This window comes from Castellaniella sp. (assembly GCF_034675845.1).
Taxonomy (GTDB): domain Bacteria; phylum Pseudomonadota; class Gammaproteobacteria; order Burkholderiales; family Burkholderiaceae_B; genus Castellaniella.
In genome coordinates, this window is the sequence record NZ_JAUCCU010000001.1 from 1,073,457 (window position 1) to 1,092,512 (window position 19,056).

Annotated in this window: 14 protein-coding genes and 2 pseudogenes; 5 read left to right on the top strand and 11 right to left on the bottom strand. The window is 58.4% G+C overall.

Annotated features, from left to right (window positions below; genetic code table 11):
- Positions 1–398: 398 nt before the first annotated feature.
- Positions 399–755, top strand: a complete 357-nt coding sequence (locus tag VDP81_RS05185; RefSeq protein ID WP_323011736.1) for a hexameric tyrosine-coordinated heme protein — start codon at positions 399–401, stop codon at positions 753–755.
- On the opposite strand, the gene fghA is transcribed toward VDP81_RS05185, so the two are convergent.
- The 3 genes from fghA to htpG all read right to left on the bottom strand — a co-directional run bounded on the left by fghA (position 756) and on the right by htpG (position 4,932).
- The gene (gene fghA / locus VDP81_RS05190) at positions 756–1,619 is read right to left on the bottom strand and encodes an S-formylglutathione hydrolase (protein WP_416233209.1); all 864 of its coding nucleotides are present in this window, start codon (positions 1,617–1,619) and stop codon (positions 756–758) included.
- Between the two features lie 105 nt (positions 1,620–1,724).
- Positions 1,725–2,849 carry an S-(hydroxymethyl)glutathione dehydrogenase/class III alcohol dehydrogenase gene (locus VDP81_RS05195; RefSeq protein WP_323011737.1) on the bottom strand — a complete coding sequence of 375 codons (1,125 nt, stop codon included), beginning with the start codon at positions 2,847–2,849 and terminating at the stop codon, positions 1,725–1,727.
- Positions 2,850–3,027: 178 nt separating this feature from the next.
- Positions 3,028–4,932 carry a molecular chaperone HtpG gene (gene htpG / locus VDP81_RS05200; protein WP_323011738.1) on the bottom strand — a complete coding sequence of 635 codons (1,905 nt, stop codon included), beginning with the start codon at positions 4,930–4,932 and terminating at the stop codon, positions 3,028–3,030.
- Between the two features lie 299 nt (positions 4,933–5,231).
- Between htpG and VDP81_RS05205 the strand changes: the two genes are divergently transcribed.
- Together VDP81_RS05205 and VDP81_RS05210 are read left to right on the top strand one after the other, a co-directional pair.
- A complete protein-coding gene (locus VDP81_RS05205) occupies positions 5,232–7,250 on the top strand; it encodes a methyl-accepting chemotaxis protein (protein WP_323011739.1) in 2,019 nt (672 codons plus the stop codon).
- Positions 7,251–7,340: 90 nt separating this feature from the next.
- On the top strand, positions 7,341–7,982 hold the full coding sequence (locus VDP81_RS05210) for a trimeric intracellular cation channel family protein (protein ID WP_322996709.1): 642 nt from the start codon (positions 7,341–7,343) through the stop codon (positions 7,980–7,982).
- A gap of 99 nt (positions 7,983–8,081) precedes the next feature.
- Here VDP81_RS05210 and VDP81_RS05215 read toward each other — a convergent pair whose 3' ends face one another.
- The 3 genes from VDP81_RS05215 to VDP81_RS05225 form a co-directional block, all read right to left on the bottom strand.
- Positions 8,082–8,687: a tRNA-(ms[2]io[6]A)-hydroxylase gene (locus tag VDP81_RS05215; protein ID WP_322996708.1), complete on the bottom strand. Its 606-nt coding sequence runs from the start codon at positions 8,685–8,687 to the stop codon at positions 8,082–8,084.
- 13 nt (positions 8,688–8,700) lie between these two features.
- Complete coding sequence (locus tag VDP81_RS05220; RefSeq protein ID WP_323011740.1) at positions 8,701–9,312, bottom strand: GNAT family protein; 612 nt, start codon at positions 9,310–9,312, stop codon at positions 8,701–8,703.
- Positions 9,313–9,592: 280 nt separating this feature from the next.
- Positions 9,593–10,042 (bottom strand): 3'-5' exonuclease, encoded by a 450-nt coding sequence (locus tag VDP81_RS05225; protein WP_323011741.1) that lies wholly within the window; start codon positions 10,040–10,042, stop codon positions 9,593–9,595.
- Positions 10,043–10,094: 52 nt separating this feature from the next.
- Here VDP81_RS05225 and VDP81_RS05230 point away from each other — a divergent pair.
- Positions 10,095–10,280 (top strand): annotated as a pseudogene (locus VDP81_RS05230) (IS3 family transposase); the annotation flags it as partial.
- A gap of 60 nt (positions 10,281–10,340) precedes the next feature.
- Here VDP81_RS05230 and istB read toward each other — a convergent pair.
- Entirely contained in the window at positions 10,341–11,081 is a 741-nt protein-coding gene (istB, locus tag VDP81_RS05235; RefSeq protein WP_323011742.1) for an IS21-like element helper ATPase IstB, read from the bottom strand.
- Positions 11,068–12,588 (bottom strand): IS21 family transposase, encoded by a 1,521-nt coding sequence (gene istA, locus VDP81_RS05240; RefSeq protein ID WP_323012395.1) that lies wholly within the window; start codon positions 12,586–12,588, stop codon positions 11,068–11,070. Before istA ends, istB begins: the two co-directional genes overlap by 14 nt.
- A 142-nt stretch (positions 12,589–12,730) precedes the next feature.
- Between istA and VDP81_RS05245 the strand changes: the two are divergent.
- A pseudogene (locus VDP81_RS05245) lies at positions 12,731–13,225 on the top strand (IS3 family transposase); the annotation flags it as partial.
- Between the two features lie 34 nt (positions 13,226–13,259).
- On the opposite strand, the gene VDP81_RS05250 reads toward VDP81_RS05245, so the two are convergent.
- From VDP81_RS05250 to VDP81_RS05260, 3 genes are all read right to left on the bottom strand, one after another.
- Complete coding sequence (locus tag VDP81_RS05250; RefSeq protein ID WP_323011743.1) at positions 13,260–13,682, bottom strand: AAA family ATPase; 423 nt, start codon at positions 13,680–13,682, stop codon at positions 13,260–13,262.
- Between the two features lie 42 nt (positions 13,683–13,724).
- On the bottom strand, positions 13,725–15,536 hold the full coding sequence (locus VDP81_RS05255; RefSeq protein ID WP_323011744.1) for an RNA-binding domain-containing protein: 1,812 nt from the start codon (positions 15,534–15,536) through the stop codon (positions 13,725–13,727).
- Positions 15,537–15,906: 370 nt separating this feature from the next.
- Positions 15,907–19,056: a type I restriction endonuclease subunit R gene (locus VDP81_RS05260; protein ID WP_323011745.1), complete on the bottom strand. Its 3,150-nt coding sequence runs from the start codon at positions 19,054–19,056 to the stop codon at positions 15,907–15,909.

A 19,056-nucleotide genomic window follows, 5' to 3' on the forward strand; every position in this document is an offset into this window, starting at 1 on the left:
ATTGCTCTCGTCGTTCAATCACCCGATGGGATCAGCCGCAGTAACCTAGTCAAACAAGTTGCTAGATACACGCAGTCAAGGAATCCAGACGGCGCGGTAGCAAGCCTGCTGACGAACAGCGGCAACGCCTATGGGCGGGTCTTCAACATGAATGATGAAAGAGTAATTACCCTTCACCCGAAGATTGAGAAAGAGGTTCGTGCGCTTACGTGGAACGTCGATTAGCACCTGAACATCCAAACCCAAGCAGAACCCTATTCTGAACATAGGTTCAGACCATATCTCTCCGCACGCCTGTTAGGATGGCTTCAGTCCCTGAGGAAACACCTACCCCAGGGCTCATGGTGCCCTGGGTTCCATCACAGGGCGGGCTGCAAGCAACCCTTCCGGAGACTCTCATGACCAACACAACCATACAGGCCTATATCAACCGACATAAGTACCTGCTGGCCGCACCGCTGATAATTGCCGCCCTTACCTTGGGCTGTATCAATATCGCCTCGGCGGAAAACAAGACCGAGGCCAAGAAGCCCGCTGGTCTGACCACGCTGATCACGGAGACCCCGGAGGCAGGCTTCGCATTGGCGGTCAAGCTGTCTCAAAAAGGGGTCAGCACGGTCCAGACCGACCCGGAAGTCCGCAAAAAACAGCGGCCAGAATATTCGCATGATGCAGACAGCTTGATTGCGGTGTCGCAAGTGGTTGCCATCAATTTCCAGACGGTGGCGGCTGCGAACAACTACTGGCGCAAATAATCAGACCGGCTTCAGGGCTGCCGCGTGGTGGGCGATGTGATCACCGATGAAGCTGGCGATGAAATAGTAGCTGTGGTCGTATCCCGCCTGACGGCGCAGCGTCAGGGGGTGACCGGCCTCGCGGCAGGCGGCCTCTAGCAGGTCCGGGCGCAACTGGCTATCCAGAAACTCGTCGTCCAGCCCCTGATCCACCAGAATCGGCAGGCGTTTTGTCGCCGTGCGGATCAATTCCACAGCATCCCACTGGGCCCAGGCCAGGGGATCATCGCCCAAGTAGGCGGTGAATGCCTTTTGCCCCCAAGGGGCCTGGGTAGGCGCCACAATAGGCGAAAACGCCGATACGCTGTGATAACGGCCCGGATGGCGCAAGGCAGTCACCAGCGCCCCGTGTCCGCCCATGGAGTGCCCGCTGATGGCGCGGGCTGACGTCGCCGGAAAATGCTGTTCGATCAGGTCGGGAAGCTCGTCCGCCACATAGTCCTGCATACGGTAATGATCTGCCCAGGGCGCCTGGGTGGCGTTCAGGTAAAAGCCCGCCCCCTGCCCTAGATCGTAGGCTGAGTCATTGGCGACGACATCGCCCCGGGGGCTGGTGTCCGGCGCCACCAGAATCAGGTTATGCAAGGCGGCATAGGCCTGGGCACCCGCCTTGGTGATGAAGTTCTGCTCGGTACAGGTCAAGCCAGATAGCCAGTACAACACAGGACACGGTTCGCCGCGCACGGCGGCGGCGGGCAGATAAATGCCGAAGCGCATGTCGCAGCCCAGCGCGGCGGACGCATGCTGCCAGACTTCCTGGCGGCCGCCAAAAATCGCGTGCTGTTCAATACACGCCAATGCAGTTTCCTGATGAGTAGCGGTCATGGGGGAATTCTCCTGTCGGCAATAACACTTGGCAGGGACACGCCCTGCCAGGATATTCAACGACTGTTGTGGTTTATTGGACTGCGCTCAAGACGCGCGACGGCGTTATTGAGGGTCGTTTTGGTAGTGCACGACCGAGCGGATGGATTTTCCCTGGTGCATCAGGTCAAAGGCATGATTGATGTCGGTCAGCCCCATGGTATGAGTGACGAACGGAGCCAGATCGATGTCGCCGCGCATGGCTTCCTGCACCATGCCGGGTAGTTGGGAACGGCCTTTGACCCCGCCAAATGCCGTGCCGCGCCAGGATCGGCCGGTGACCAGTTGGAAAGGACGGGTGAAGATTTCCTGACCGGCGCCCGCCACGCCGATGATGATGGACTGGCCCCAGCCCCGATGGGCGGATTCCAGGGCGGCGCGCATGACATTCACATTGCCGATGCACTCGAAGCTGTGATCCACGCCCCAGTCGGTCATGCCGACGATGACCTGCTGGATGGGTTCGGCATGGTCCTTGGGATTGACGCAGTCGGTGGCACCAAAGACTTTGGCCAGGGCGAACTTATCCGGGTTGGTATCGACGGCGATAATGCGCCCCGCCCCTGCCTGACGGGCGCCCTGCACCACGGCCAGACCGATGCCGCCCAGCCCGAAGACTGCCACAGTATCGCCGGGTTGGACCTTGGCCGTGTTGCGCACGGCACCGATGCCGGTGGTCACGCCGCAGCCCAGCAAACACACCTGTTCGGGGTTGGCAGTGGGATCGATCTTGGCCAGTGAGACCTCGGCCACCACCGTATATTCGCTGAAGGTAGAGCAGCCCATATAGTGGTAAATGGGCTGACCCTGATAGGAAAACCGTGTAGTGCCATCCGGCATCAGGCCCTTGCCCTGGGTGGCCCGCACGGCCACGCACAGGTTGGTCTTGCCGGATTTGCAGAACAGGCATTCGCCGCATTCGGCGGTATACAAGGGGATGACATGATCGCCGGGCGCTACGCTGGTGACGCCTTCGCCCACCTGCACCACGATCCCCGCGCCTTCGTGCCCCAACACGGCGGGGAAGACGCCTTCCGGGTCGTCCCCGCTGAGGGTGAACGCATCGGTATGGCAGACCCCGGTATGGGTGATTTTGACCAGAACCTCGCCTTTGCGGGGCGGTTCCACGTCGATTTCAACAATCTGCAGGGGTTTACCAGCCTCGAAGGCCACAGCGGCGCGGGATTTCATCTATACGGCTCCAATTCTATTCAATAGCACGACATCAAGAGCCGATTATGGACAGTTGCGGGCCATAAGACAAACGGGCCGGGGTCCAAGATTTCAGAATTAGCCGGAAGCATAGTTTGAATCCACAAAGACAAAGTCCCGAGCCACCGGCTCGGGACTTTGTCTTACCTCGTAGAAATCAGGCTTTCAACAGCAAGCCATTCATCCGCTTCACAAATGCAGCCGGGTCTTTCAGCGCTGCGCCTTCGGCCAGCATGGCCTGATCCAGCAGCAGTTCGGCCCAATCGCCAAACGCTTCGTCAGGCTGCGCTTCCATGCGCTTGACCAAGTCATGATGTGGATTGACCTCCAGAATCGGTTTGACGTCAGGAGCTTCCTGGCCGGCCGCCTTCAGCATGCGCAGCAGATGCGGACTGAGTTCGTTCTCGTCCACCACGACGCAGGCGGGCGAATCCACCAGGCGAGCCGTGGCGCGGACTTCCTTGACCCGATCACCCAGGGCAGTCTTCAGACGCTCGATGGTCGGCTTGAAGGCCTCGGCGGCTTCGGCTTGCTGCTTTTTTTCTTCCTCGTCGGCCAGGGCGTCCAGATCCAGGCCGCCCTTGGCGACGGAGACCAGCGATTTGCCTTCGAATTCGCGCAGATGGGACAGCATCCACTCGTCCACGCGATCCGACAGCAGCAGAACTTCCAGCCCCTTGCGGCGGAAAACTTCCAGGTGCGGGCTATGCGCCGCAGCGGCATAGGAATCCGCCGACAGGTAGTAGATCTTGTCCTGGCCGTCTTTCATGCGGCTGATGTAATTGGACAAGGACACCGTCTGGGCGGGGCTGTCGGAATGCGTGGTGGCAAAGCGCAGCAGCCCGGCAATGCGGTCCTTATTGGCGGGGTCCTCGCCAATGCCTTCTTTCAGAACCTGGCCGAACTGAGCCCAGAATTCGGCGTATTCATCAGGTTTGTTTTCGACCAGATCATCCAGCAAGCCCAGGATGCGCTTGGCGCAGCCTTCGCGGATCGAGCGCACATCGCGGCTTTCCTGCAGAATTTCGCGTGAGACATTCAGCGGCAGGTCGGCGGAATCCACCACCCCGCGCACAAACCGCAGATAGGCCGGCAGCAGTTGCTCGGCATCATCCATGATGAAGACGCGCTTGATGTAGAGTTTGACGCCACGGCGGGCATCGCGATCATACAAATCGAACGGCGCGCGTTTGGGCACATACAACAGCTGCGTGTACTCGCTGCGGCCTTCGACACGATTGTGCGTCCACGCCAGCGGATCGTCGAAATCATGGGCGACGTGCTTGTAGAATTCCTGGTATTGCTCGTCGGTAATCTCGGATTTGGAGCGCGTCCACAGGGCATTAGCCTGGTTCACGGTTTCCCATTCGTCCGTGCTTACTTGCTCGGATTTTTCCGCATCCCATTCTTCCTTTTTCATTTGAATAGGCAGAGAGATGTGATCGGAATAACGGCGCAGGACCTCGCGCAGCTTCCAGCCCGACAAAAAATCGTCTTCGTCGGCGCGCAAGGTCAGGGTGACAGAGGTGCCACGAGCTTCGCGATCAATGGCGGAGATAGAGAATTCGCCCTGGCCATCGGACTCCCACAACACGCCCTCAGTGGCCGGCAAACCGGCGCGGCGGCTACTGACCGAGACCTTGTCGGCCACGATAAAAGAAGAATAAAAGCCCACGCCGAACTGGCCAATCAGTTGGGCGTCTTTTTGTTTGTCGCCGGTCAGCTGGGAAAAGAACTCGCGGGTGCCGGACCTGGCAATCGTGCCCAGATTGGCAATCGCCTCGTCGCGCGACAGGCCAATGCCATTATCGGTAATGGTGATGGTGCGGGCGGATGGATCGAATTCGACCTGAATGCGCAGTTCGCTATCAGTTTCCAGCAAATCGGGATGGTCGATGGCCTCGAAGCGCAGCTTGTCGCAGGCATCAGAAGCATTGGACACAAGCTCGCGCAAAAAGATTTCCTTGTTGCTGTACAAGGAATGGATCATCAGATGCAGCAGCTGTTTGACTTCGGCCTGAAAGCCCAGGGTTTCGGCCGTTTGGGTATCGGTTTGGCTCATGGTGCGTACACGTGTATTGGTTGATATCGCGAAACTCTCTGCTTGTCGGCCACTTGGGCCGGTCAGCAGGAAGACTGCTACCTTAGTTGGGGATAGCCGGTCTGATTTTCAAGCCCGTGCCCAGAGGCATGGGTATTTCCCCTGATACGCCGCAAGTTCATGTGGCTGAGCAAATAAACCCTATTTCAGGGAAGACATCCACCCTTTTCAATAATCCCGGTAAGGTTACGATATCCGGGATCAGGGCCACGCCACCACGTATCCCCGTCCGATGCACTCATTCGCTGGGAGACCCACTTATGCACGCGCCCAAAACCCAAAAAACAGGCAGGATGACCCGTGCCACACTGGCGACCCAGCTGTTTCTAGCCGCATCCCTGATCACCATCGTCGTCATGGCCATTTTGGCCTCTCTCATCACCTGGCAAAGTCGGCAGACTGCTATCGCCAACGTCAGCGCCGCCAATCAGATGGGCATGCAGGACTACGATCGCACCTTGCAGCTGATCTTCAATATCGGCCAGAATCGCAACCAATCTCTATATCCGGTGCTGATGCGCTACATGGGAGGCACCCCCACGCCCTCAGGCCAGACGGAAAACGGCATGCCGGTCTTCAAAGCAGGCGACAAGGTAGTGAATGGCGACCAGACGCTGATGCGCAGCGTCACCGGCATGACCGCCGAAATCTATGCCCGCACGGATCGCGGCTGGATGCGCATCGCCAGCGCCTATCAGGATCAGCCCGGCTACGCGCTGGGCCAGACGCTGGACCCGGCCGACCCGATCGCAATAGCTCTGGATAACGGGGCCGTGATCAACCTCCCAGAGCTGGTCAACGACAAATGGCATCTGGTCACCACAAATCCCCTGAAAAACAGCAGTGGCGCGATCTACGGCGGCATCATCAATCGACTGGACATCAGCGCACAGATCGACCCGGTGCTGCAGGATCTGATCCAGACCAAACTCGCAGGGTATGGCCAACTGTTTGTGCTGCGCGCCAGCCATGACAATAAAGACTGGGTACGGGTGGCGGGCCAGTTCGGCAAACCTGGGGACTTACTCAGCGCCAGCAACCCAGCGGCCGACTTTACGGTACTGGACAGCTCGTTTCGCAGCGCACCCATTGGGGCCGAGCAGGTCACGATCAAAGGCGAACCCATTTTTCTATCCTGGAAAGCCATCCCGAACTGGAACTGGATGATTTACGCCTTTGGGCCCATGGACAGCTATCTGGCCGACAGCAACCGCCAGATGTGGATTCAACTGGCCCTGATGCTGGCGGGTACCTTGCTGATCGGCGCGGCAATTTTCTGGCTGGCGCGTCATACTCTGGCGCCGGTGGATGCGGTTGTTAACGGCATGCGGCGACTGGGTGCCGGGGATCTCAGCCAGGATATCCCCGATAGCCCGGCCAATAGCCACAATGAAGTCCACTTGCTGCTCAATAGCCTGAACAGCACCCAGGAAGCCCTGCGCCAGATGATTCGCCAGGTGCGCTACAGCGTGGGCGAGATCCACACGGGCGCCCACGAGATCGCCGTCGGCAATACGGATCTGTCCAGCCGCACCGAAGAACAGGCAGCATCCCTGCAACAGACCGCTGCGAGCATGGAAGAGCTGGCCAGTACGGTGCGCCAGAATGCCGACAACGCCCGCCAGGCCAATGCGCTGGCCACCGGCGCTTCGGACACGGCGCAGCACGGCGAACACGCCGTCGAAGGCATGGTCGACACCATGCAGCGCATCGCCGACAGTTCCAGCCGTATCACCGACATCATTGGGGTGATTGACAGTATTGCCTTCCAGACCAATATCCTGGCCTTGAATGCAGCCGTCGAGGCTGCCCGCGCGGGCGAACAAGGCCGCGGCTTTGCCGTGGTGGCCTCCGAGGTTCGCGCCCTGGCCCAGCGCTCAGCCGACGCCGCCCGCGAAATCAAGCACTTGATCGAAACTTCCTCTAACGAAGTCCAGGCAGGCACCCGTCAGGCGGGCGAAGCCGGCACCATCATGGTCGAGGTCCTGTCCGCCGTCAAACGCGTCACCAGCATCATGGGCGAAATTGCCGCAGCCTCCAACGAGCAATCCACCGGCATCGACCAGATCAATCTGGCCGTCATGCAAATGGACCAGGTCACCCAACAAAACGCGGCCCTGGTCGAAGAGGCGGCCGCAGCGGCAGATTCCCTCAGCGAACAGGCAAACCGACTGGCCGACAGCGTCTCTGTGTTTCAGACCGGACACGACGACACAGGCACAGCACCGGCAGTACAACAACGCGGTCAGGCCACACCACTGCGCTTGACTGCCCGCTAGCGTACAGCACGCGGCCATGCAAACACGGCCCCGTGACCTGCCTCGGACGTCTGGCTGATATCATGAGCGAAATCATCCAAAGCCCTTGCCGTGCCCGCCCCTGATATCACCAGTGAATTTCTCCACGTCCTGTTCCTTATTGCCATCGCCGCCGAGGCCATGACCGCTGCCCTGGCGGCTGGACGGCGCGAAATGGACTGGCTGGGTGTCTGTATGCTGGGCTGCGTCACAGCCCTGGGCGGCGGATCGGTGCGCGACGTATTGCTGAATCACCACCCGCTATCCTGGATCGCCCACCCCTATTACCTGCTGATCACAGGCGGGGCCGCACTGATCACCATTGCCATTGCCCGCTTCGCGCACTCCTTGAGCCGCCTGTTTCTGTTCCTGGACGCGGTCGGTCTGGTGGTGTTTACCATCATCGGAGTCGATATCGCCCTGGGTCTGAGCCTGCCCTGGGGGATTGCAATCATCTCGGGCATGATTACCGGCTGCGTAGGCGGGGTGCTGCGCGACGTGCTGTGCAACGAGGTCCCGCTGCTGTTTCGGGCCGAACTCTACGCCACGGTATCCATCGTCAGTGCAATGCTGTATCTGGCCGGTCTGGCGATGGCCTGGAACCATAATATAGTGGTGGGCGGGTCGCTGCTGATCGGTCTGTCCCTGCGGCTGCTGGCCCTGCGGTTTCGCTGGAGCATGCCGAAATTCGTCTATACGCGGGATTTGCACTGAGGAAACGGGGTCATGGAAACGGGGTCAGACACCATTTTCCGAGGAAAATGGTGTCTGACCCCGTTTCCTCCCCCGTTTCCTCCCATTTCCTCTATCCCTTTATGGACAGCCGCTGTGAAAGCGAAATTCTGGGTCGGGGGATTCGATCAGATGTTGCTCCTGGCGGCGAATGCGGGCGATGGCGCGGTCTACGTCTGCAGCTTCTCCAAAGCGCCGGGCAAAGCGCAGATAGCCTTGGTAGTGGCGGCTTTCAGACTGCAGCAAACCGGCATAGAACGCAGCCAGTTCTTCGTCCAGATGCGGCACCAGCGCGGCGAATCGTTCACAGGACCGGGCCTCGATAAAGGCCCCGACAATCAGCAAATCAATCAGTTTTGCGGGTTCGTGCGTACGCACCACCGTCCGCAGGCCTGCGGCATAGCGACTGGCCGTCAAAGGCCGCTGGGGGATGCCCCGGCGCTTCAGCAAACGCAGTACCTGTTCGTGATGCACCAGTTCTTCGCGGGCCAGTTTGGAGAGCGCCATGGACAAGTCCATGTCCTGATGACCATAACGGGCGATCAGGCTCATGGCTGCGGCAGCCGCCTTCAATTCGCAGTTGCGATGGTCCAGCAGCAGAATATCCTGCTGTTCCAGGGCGGCCTGCACCCAGGCGGCAGGGGTCGGACAAGACAGGAATTCGATCAGATCGGCAGGCAGGGACATGAAATGGGACGGCTTATGGCAAATGTTGCGCCATCTTATACAACAAATGGGCGCGGACTTCCGGCCATTCGCCCGCCAACAGGCTGTACATCACGGTATCGCGCACCGTGCCATCCCGGCGCAAGGCATGGTGGCGGATGGCGCCATCGCGCTTGGCCCCCAGGCGTTCGATGGCCCGCTGCGATGCCAGGTTGAAATTATCCGTGCGCCAACCCACCACCGCCGCCCCCAGCGTATCGAAGGCATGCTGCAGCAGCAGTAGCTTGCAGGCGGTATTGACCTGGGTGCGCTGCACGGACTGCGCATACCAGGTGTAGCCGATCTCCAGTCTGGCCACGGCAGGCAAAATATCGTGATAGCGGGTGGTCCCCAGCACCGCCCCGGTGTCGGCGGCCAGCACGGCAAACGGCAGCATATGGCCGTCCGCCTGCCCTTGCAGGGCAGTGGCGACATAGGCCTCGGTGTCGGCAGGTTCTGGCACCGATGTAACCCGCAGATTCCAGAGCTCGCCATCGGCAGCAGCGATGCGCAGGCCGGGGATGTGATCCAGAGACAAAGGCACCAGGCGCACGCCATGGCCTTGTAGGGTGGTGGGGGCTGGCGCTTGAGTGAAGGATGTCGTCATGGGAATCAGGGGCTAGCACACGATCTGCCAGTGTAGCCCCGATTCACAGCAAATCAGATCGGTGAAAGTTCTCAGCCGTCAGACGTTGAAGGGAAAATAACGAAGTATCTCGTTGATAAATAATATAACTATTTGTACTCGTTTTTATACTCATTTCTGTGATAGCTTCTTTTTAGATAGCGCCTTGGCGTGCTGGGCGGCAGGTTCTGAATAACGAGATCTAGGCAGGACTCCGCCTCTGATGCTCACGCAAGCATTTGCACAAGACGTCATTGGTCCGTTACAGGTTCTCGACGGAAACTTCAGCGCCCGTCGATTGCAGCAAACTCACCAGCCGCTTAGCCTGAGATTTAGGGGTCGCGATCACCAGTAACCTTTGCGCACGCGAGACACCAACATAAATTTTGCGAACCTCTTCATTATCAGCCGCCCCCGTCTGGCCAACGAGCGAGTCCATGATGCCCTTCGCCGTGGCCGACGATAGCACAACACAGACCGCAGGAAACTCCATTCCCTTCACGCTGTGAATAGTATGGGCGGAATGCCCAGTGAGGGGAGCGTTGATCAGCACATTGGCAATATCTACATTCCGACGCAAACGCTGATTGATAGTTTGCTCACTATCGGCGGGCAAACACGGCGCGAGCAATTGACGCGCACACGCAAGCCAGGCATCTACCGTAGCGAAGCGCACTGGATCAAACCGCAAGGCTTCGGCGACTTGCAACACCTGGGGGCGCCAGACATCAGGCGTCAACCCCGACTCAGCTATATATTGGTGGTTTTACGGTAGCCGCCAGATGCGCAACCACCTGAACCGGCAGGGCCACGCGGTCAACCGCAAGCGCGTGCAACGCCTCATGGGAGTGATGGGGCTACAAGCTGTGGCACCGGGGCCGCACACCAGCGTTCCACATCCCGAGCACAAGGTCTACCCGTACCTGCTGCGCGGGATGATCATCGACCGGTGTCAATGGCCATTTATTTTGACCCACTTTTGGCCAATAAAATTGACCCACCCCTAAGCCCTATTCGGGCATTTTTTGTCTTAAACGGTAGCTCTCTCCTCCCAGCATGAATACGTTGGAATGATGGATGATGCGGTCGATGATGGGGATGGCCACGTTATCGTGATGGAAGAACGCCCCCCAGTCAGCGAACCCCTTGTTAGTAGTCAAGATAATCGACCGGTACTCATACAGGGTATTGACCAACTGGAACAGGTTGAAACGGGCCTGCGGTGTCATGGGTAGGTAGCCCAGCTCGTCGATTACCAGCAGGTCGAATTTGGCCAACTGATTGATGCGTTTTTTCAGTTCCCCCTTCATCTCGGCCAACTCCAAGTCCTCGACCAAATCCAAGGCAGTGCGAAACAACACCTTGTAGCCACTGGCCACGGCCTTGTGGCCAATGCCAATGGCCAGGTGGGTCTTGCCAACGCCGGGAGGGCCAATGAATATGATGTTCTCTCGATTGTCAATGAAGCTGAAATCCAGCAATGTGTTGACTTGGCGCTTGCTGATCGTCGTCTGGTGACGGTAATCAAACCCCTCCAGGTATTTGCCGGTAGGCAGTCCCGATGCACGGCGGTGCCGTTCAATACGTGTGCTTGCACGCTCGGCCAGTTCGTGCTCGGCTAGCAGGTGGGCAAAGTCCAGGTAGGATAGTTCTCCCGCCTCGGCCCGGGCGACCAGATCCACTAGGTTGTGGCCAATCGCATTCAGGCGCAGGGCACGATACTGGGTGCGGGCTATCTCAAGCGCACTCATGGTCCACCTCCTGGCCACCCGGTTGGCCAACCTGGGCGTAGACGGTCAGATCCAGCGGCTCAGCCCCATCCGCTCTGGACTCCCACAATGCGCCAGTGCGCCCACGGGCATGTGCCGATGCACTGGCTTGCAGATAACGCTCCAGCTGTGTGGCCGTCATACTTGGCCGACGAGCTAGTGCGGCAATCAGCCCGGCGTCTGTCTTCGCGTATACGCGAAGCATCTTGCAGACAGCCACCAACTGGTCTTTATAGATCCGTGGCGATGTATGCTTCAGGGTCGCGCACAGGGCCTGAGCATCCGGCGATGGAATCAGGGTGGCAATCTCCTGCTCCAAGTCAGTGATGCGTTGTGCATGGTCGCGGTAATGGTGATTGTTCTTGGCGATTTGTCCGCGCCCGACGCATAGGGTATGGGTGGCGATCACAGAACCAGATTCCAGGTCTGTAATAACTAGGCCACCATCTTGCTCGACCACGCCCACATAGGCCCGCTGCCAGGCCAGCGGGACAGAATATTTGTTGGACTGCCACGAGATCAGCCCCGTCTTGTCTGCCCGGCGGCGCTGCCAGACAGCCGACTGGGTGGTCAAGTCAAATGATGGGTTGTAAGGGCGCAAATGCTTGCGCTCTTCCTTCTCAAAAAGTTCACGCGGAATCTGTCCTGTGGTGCCATGCAGCCGGGCATTGGCTACGTCCTCCAACCATTGGGCGAGGTGTTCGCGCAGCGCCTGCTCGCTGGCAAACTCCTCGCCATATAGGCAGTCCGTCTTGACGTACTTGACGCCTGCCTCGACCTTGCCCTTGCTCTCGGGGTCATAGCCCTCGCAGGCATGGATACGAAACCGGGCATGGGTGGCGTATTCATAGAAACGCGCGTTGACAGTCAGTTCGCGGTAGCGCTCGTCGATAACCACCAGCTTGGTCTGATCATAGATGCACTCCTCTGGTACCCCGCCAAAGTAGCGCATCGCTTGGTCATGCAGTTCGATGAAGGCTGCTGTATCGAGCGCCTTGAACGCCAGCCCCACATACAGCAGCCGTGAATACGACAGGACAAACACTACAAAGTGCACCGTGCGTGCCTGGCCGCCAATCAGCACCTCGCGCAGTTCACCCGGGTCCACCTGGCACTGCACGCCAGGCACCGTCTGTAAAACCGGCTCGTAATAGCGCAGTTGCCCGCAGGCGACCTGTTGCTTCAGGTCCTGTACATAACGCCGGATGCTGCGATCTGATACAGCCAAATCGCCAACCTTCGCGCGCAGGCGTCGGGCAAGCTTCACTGCCGTGAGCTTCGGATAACGCTTCAGTTCAATGGCCAGGTAATCCCGGTAGGTATCGAGCGATTTGCTGCGTGACTGATAGGCTTGCTTGTCACTGATCTGCGTCTCGTCCATCTGCAGGTACTTACGCACCGTGTTGCGCGAGATCCCCAGCTCGGCGCTGATGGCCCGTATCGACATCCCGTGACCCTGATCGTACATCCCTTTTATCTTGTGAATCACAACCCACTCCTTCATCTGTGCGCTCCTTCCTACCTGCCATTGCGGGGTCGGAACGCTATACGGTTTGTGGCCTCATGGCCACCCGGGAGGTGGGTCAAAATTATTGGCCATTAGTGGGTCATTTTATTTGGCCATTAACAACCGGCCCAACCAGGTCTGGGCTACCGACATCAGTTATATTCCGCTGGCACACGGCTTCATGTATCTGACAGCGGTCATCGACTGGGCGACGCGCAAAGTCCTGTCATGGCGCGTCTCGAACACCATGGAGACGTCGTTTTGCGTGGATGCCCTCGAAGAGGCGTTACATCGTTATGGCACGCCGGAAATTTTCAACACGGATCAAGGCTCGCAGTTCACCAGCGACGAATTCACGGGTGTTCTCAAAGACTACGGGGTGAAGATCAGCATGGATGGACGCCGCCGCTGCTATGACAATATCTTCGTGGAGCGGCTCTGGCGCTCGGTAAAATACGAATGCGTCTACCTGAACGCCTTCGAGGATGGACGGGAGCTGCGCCGCGCACTCTCGAGCTATTTCGACTGATACAACAAAGAGCGCCCGCACAAAGCGCTGGATAGGAAAAGTCCAGATGATGTGTATTTTGCCGGTGGGCAGAATCTGTTGGTAGCCTGAGCCAGAAACTATGGATCAGAGCTTACGAACCCCTTCAGGCTGTCTGATGAAAGGGGGCCACTTCAGTGCTCTCGTCGTACTTCAAGCCAAAGACACACCCGGAGATTGCCTGATCTGATGCTGCAGTGATCAGACGCCCCTGTTGCCCAGGGCTAAGATCAGTAAAATTTCCTATAATTTCGAACTTACGATCTGCGCCGCCAAACCGAATATCCGTAGGCTCACAGTACAACTCACGCCGACCGCCGAGAGGCATGGTCAACAAGCGGATGGCATCTATCGCATTGCTCTTGCCGCCATTGTTCTCCCCAACCAGAATCGTCAAGTCTCTACAAAGCGGAATTTCCGCATGCTCAAAAGATCGAAAATTCTCCAGTGTGAGTTTCTCGAAATACATCGCTTCCTCATGTTTGCCTAAGCTCACCAATGATATATGAGCATTGAAACAAGCATTCATCGAAATCAATGCTCATTTGCATGCTCGAACGCATAGAAACCATCATTGCTTGAATACATATCGGGCTCCTTGGCCCCGCCCCGGCGGCTGCACGCCTGGGTTTTCCTGGCGAAGCTCCGCCATCAAGCGATACACCTGGTTGCGGTCGAAGTGCGTGATCTGCCGGATTTCCTGGTTGCTCAAACCGGGCTCGCCCCGCTTGACACGCTCCATCAGGATGCTGAGCACACGAACCTTGGCCGCGTCCCAATCGATACGACGACGTTTTTCGCTCTGCCCATCGCCCGTCAATCGGCGATACAGCGCCGGTGACAGACACCAATAAGTCCCCCTGCCCGTGCCCCCATGCTCGACATAGTCATTGGACTCCATCCCGGACAAACGTTCCCGGATTTCGGCTTCACTACGCTGGCACAAAACTGCAGCCGCTGCGGTATCTACCTCGGGATGCTGGCGCAAGTGGCCCAATAACAGCAGTTCATCCACGCCCAGAATATGGCCTTTCTCCGCTTCTTCGGCGACAAAAAGGCGCATGGCAGCATCGAACTCCCGCTTGGCAAAACTGACCAGTACAGAATCACCGATCTCACGAATCACCGGTGGCTCCTTGCCTTCCACTAGCAACGATGAAAACATTCGGTTGATGCCGAGATTGCTGCGGTTGACCAAACGCAAACGGGTGAGCGCTTCTACCAACAGGGGGTTCCGGGCCGCAGGCTGATGGTGCAGGATATTCTCGGGCGTAATACCTGCGATAAACCCGCCGTTGTTGCTGATCTCCAGCCGGTCACGGTACAGCTTTACCATCACCGGCCCCGCAATCCGCAGATCCGCGTGACAAAATGCGTTCATCAGCGCCTCGCGCAAGGCAATTTCCGGCCAGGTGCGATATTCGTAGTGGAACAGGCCCTGCTTGTAAGTCGTGATCGGGTTGAACGGCAACAGTAGCTCTTCCAGCCGCTGCACCGCCAGGGGCAACGCACTGACACGGTCTTCACGATTGGCGTAATCAGTGTCGGAGGCCATGTGCAGAAAGGTCCATCCGTGGCCAGGCACATATTCGCGAATCGCTTCCTCCGTTCCCGCCAAGAGCAGCGCTGCCCGGGTCAAGCTGCCGTTCTTGATCAGACCCAGGGTACGCAAAAGCTCTATATCACCCAGCCTGAGAAGCTCGTCGGGTGCGCGTTCCCGACGCGCCTGATTCCGCAAGGCCTCCAGCGCGGTCGCCGACAGAAACCGAGGATTGGCTTCAGCAACAAGCTGGCCGGTATAGTCTGACTCGCCTGTTTCCACGCCAATCTTGCGGCGCAGTGTGCCGGTCAGAGGCTGGCAATCCTTACCGATTCGGATGGTGCCTTTACCGGCGCTATCGGTGTAGGGTGGCATGCCCGGATGAATCTGCATCAGCAACAGGCGCCCGGTGCCTTCCGACACCGGCAGCTCTTCAAACACAGGCATGATTTTCGGATCAGTCTGATCGTAGACCGCCGCCTTGAGCATATTGGTGTCAATTTCCGGTGGAACACCCAGAATCGCCCTACCGCGCCCCTTCACCCGATCAGCCACACCAAACACAACTGTGCCGCCGCCACCATTAGCCATGCACACGGCCATTTGCACCAAAGTCTTCACAGCCTTGTCTCGGCTTTGCGTATCCCATTGTTTGAAGTCGAGATCCTGGTCTTCCAGGTCATCCGCAACGCACAGCTCCAACTCGGGCAGCAAGGCTTCTATCTGGGCTGCAGAACGCATGAATGGCCTCCCATAAATGAATATTTTGTGTCTACATACATAGTAGCCATGAATGCAAATTGTCCAACACGCTGTTGGACATCTTTTGCCTGGCAGCACCATGCACGGCACGTGGCCGCAACTCGATGCCAATCAGAGAGGATGGACGCATCTGTCATTCGATTTTCCCCACGCCGTAGCCCCTGATTTCTACAGAAATCGAGCGCAGCGGCCACATTCTTTGTGCTCTGGCGCAGCAGCACAAAGAATGTGTGAACTGCCGTGGGGACATCAGCATCCATAGCCGCGTCCATCCCTGAATGCTGTCGACATTGAGTGGGTATTGTGGATTCATTGCGCCATACCAGTGGCGCCAACGTGTCGATACAACGGTTGCTTTGTGTGCGCAGCGTGTTAAACAGAAAGGCAACAATGTGTTGACTCTGCGGCATCATGCCGTCTGCTATCTGTCTCATAGTGACACCCATGCCGATCATTTCGACCAGGCATTGGACAACAAAGCCGCCTGCTCAAGCACCAACTCAACCGCCTCAGGCTGTTTGTCGGGGGGGTACTTCCAACGTTGCAGCGTCCGTCGCACCAAAATCCGCAACTTGGCACGCACGCTTTCACGCACCTGCCAATCCACAGTCGTGCTATTGCGCAGCTTCTCGGTGATCTCAACAGCGATTTTCTTGAGAATATCGTCGCCCAGCTCCCGTACCGCGCTTTCATTATTGGCCAAGGCATCATAGAAAGCGACCTCGTCTGGGTTCAGCCCCAGCGCCGCTTCACGTTCCAGCGCCGCCTGGAAGTCCTTGGCCATCTGAATCAGTTCCTCGACGACCTGCGCCGTCTCCACCGCCCGGTTGTGGTACTTGCGCAGGGTTTCCAGCAGGCGGTCGCCATACTTCTTCTCCTGCACCACGTTGTTGCGTGCCCGCGCCCTGATCTCATCGCGCATCAGCTTTTCCAGCAACTCCACCGCCAGGTTGCGGCTCTTCATCTGCCGCACGTCTTCCAGGAATTCATCTGACAGCAGGCCGATATCTGGTTTATCCAAACCTGCCAGTTCGAAGATATCTGCAACCCCATCAGCCACAATGGCGTTGTCCAGGATCTGTTTGAGCGCGCTGTTCTTGTCCGCATTGGTGCGCTTGCGATCCACCGTCGTGAACTTGACGATGGCGGCCTTGACGGCAGCGAAGAAGGCTATTTCCGTGCGCAAGGCGGCGGCTTCGTCCAACGTGCTGCACAAGGAAAACGCCTTGCTCACGGCCAGCATGGCATCGAGGAAGCGCTGCTTGCCGTCCTTCAGCCCCAGGATGTGGTTGGCCACTGGCACCAACAGTTGCAGCGCATCGGTTTCGAACCCGCTGTAATCGAAGCCGTGCATCAGCCCGCGCACGATGTCCAGCTTCTCCAGCAGCACGGCCAGGGCTTCGGCCGCGTTGTGCGCCGGGTCGCCCTTGCCCTTGGATTCGGTGTAGGTCTTGAGCGCTGCTTTCAGCTCGTTGGCGATGCCGATGTAATCCACCACTAGGCCACCGGGCTTATTGCGGAACACTCGGTTCACACGGGCGATAGCCTGCATCAGGTTGTGGCCCTTCATGGGCTTGTCCACATACATGGTATGGCAGCAAGGCGCGTCGAAACCAGTCAACCACATATCGCGTACGATCACCAGTTTCAGCGGATCCGCCGGGTCCTTGAATCGTTTTTCCAGGCGCTTCTTCACTTGCTGGCTGTACAAGTGCGGCTGCAGCAGCGGCTTGTCCGCGGCCGAGCCAGTCATCACCACCTTGATCGCGCCCTTTTCCGGGTCGTGTTCATGCCAATCCGGGCGCAAGGCCACAATGGCGTTGTATAGCTCGGCACAGATGTCGCGGCTCATGCAGACGATCATTGCCTTGCCTTCCAGCGTAGCCGTGCGCGTCTCGAAATGCCGCACCAAATCCGCTGCCACCTGCTCCAGCCGTGGCTGGGCGCCAACTAGCTTGGTCAACGCCGCCCAGTCGCTCTTGGTCTTTTCGCGGGCGGTGAGGTCCTCCTCGTCCTCGATGACTTCATCCACCTGCGCATTGAGCGCGTCGATCTCGGCCTGGTTCACGTCCAGCTTGGCCAGGCGGCTTTCGTAGTAGATCGGCACCGTAGCGCCATCATCCACCGCATCCTGGATGTCGTAAATGCTGACATAGTCGCCGAACACCGCCCGCGTGTCCTTGTCTTCCAGGGCGATGGGCGTGCCGGTGAAACCGATGAAGGTAGCGTTGGCCAGCGCGTCACGCATGTGCTTGGCATAGCCGAACACGTACTTACCGGTCTTGGTATCCAATCGCCCCTTCATACCGTACTGGCTACGGTGCGCCTCGTCGGAAATCACCACAATATTGCTGCGATCCGACAGCAGTGGGTGCTGTTCCTCATCGTCCAGCAGAGCGAACTTCTGCACCGTGGTGAAGATGATGCCGCCCGCCTCACGCGAGGCCAGCATCTCCCGCAGTTCCTCGCGGCTGCCTGCCTGCACGGGCATCTGCCTGAGCAGGTCTTCGGCGGCACAGAAGGTGCCGTATAACTGCCCGTCCAGATCGTTGCGGTCGGTCACCACCACCAGCGTGGGATTCTTCATCTCCGGCTGCTGCAACAGTTTGCCGGCGTAGCAGGCCATGGTGATGCTTTTGCCCGAGCCCTGCGTATGCCACACCACGCCGGCCTTGCGGCTGCCGGGTTGTACTTCCTTGCCATAGGTGGCACGCGGCTCCTGCACCTCCAGCATGCCCTTGTTCGGGCTGCTGGCGGCGATCACCGTCGCCTGCACCGCTTCGCGTGCCGCGTGGAACTGGTGGTAGCCCGCGATCTTCTTGATGATCTGGTCGGCATCCTGCTCGAACAACACAAAGTGGCGCACATAGTCCAGAAACAGCGCGGGCTCGAAGAAACCGCGAACTAGTGTTTCCAGCTCGAACTCCAGCAGAGGCCGATCATCCTCGTTGGAAATCGCCCGCCAGGGTTGCATGCGTTCCTGGTTCGCCGTGAGTGACCCCAGCCGCGCCGTGAAACCGTCGCTGATCACCACCGCCACATTGGTGTTGAACAGGTCGCTGATCTCATCCTTGTAGGTCTGGATCTGGTTGAAGGCATCCCAGATGTCGGTCTGCTCGTTGGCCGGGTTCTTCAACTCAATCACCGCCAGCGGCAGGCCGTTGACGAAGGCCACCAGATCGGGGCGGCGCGGCTGCTTGATGCCACTCACGGTGAACTGGCTGACCAGCAGGAAATCATTGTTGCGTGGGTTGGCGAAGTCGATCAGGTTGACCAGATCGCTGCGCTTTTCCTCGCCTTTGGAGAACTCGACCGGGATGCCGGACAGCAGCAATCGATGCACACGGCGGTTGCGGGTGATCCGCAGGGGTTCGCTCGCCGTCAACAGTTCATGCACTGCCTGTTCCAGAGCAGCGGTAGGAATGCTCGGATTGATGCGGGCCAACGCAAGCAGCAGGCGCTCGCGCAGCACCACTTGGCGGTAATCGGTGCGTGCGGGCTGCTCGCCATCTGGAGCAAGATCGAGGCCGAATTCAAAACGCCAGCCGATTGCTTGAAACCACTCCAAACATAATTCTTCTAGCCGCTGTTCATTTACCAT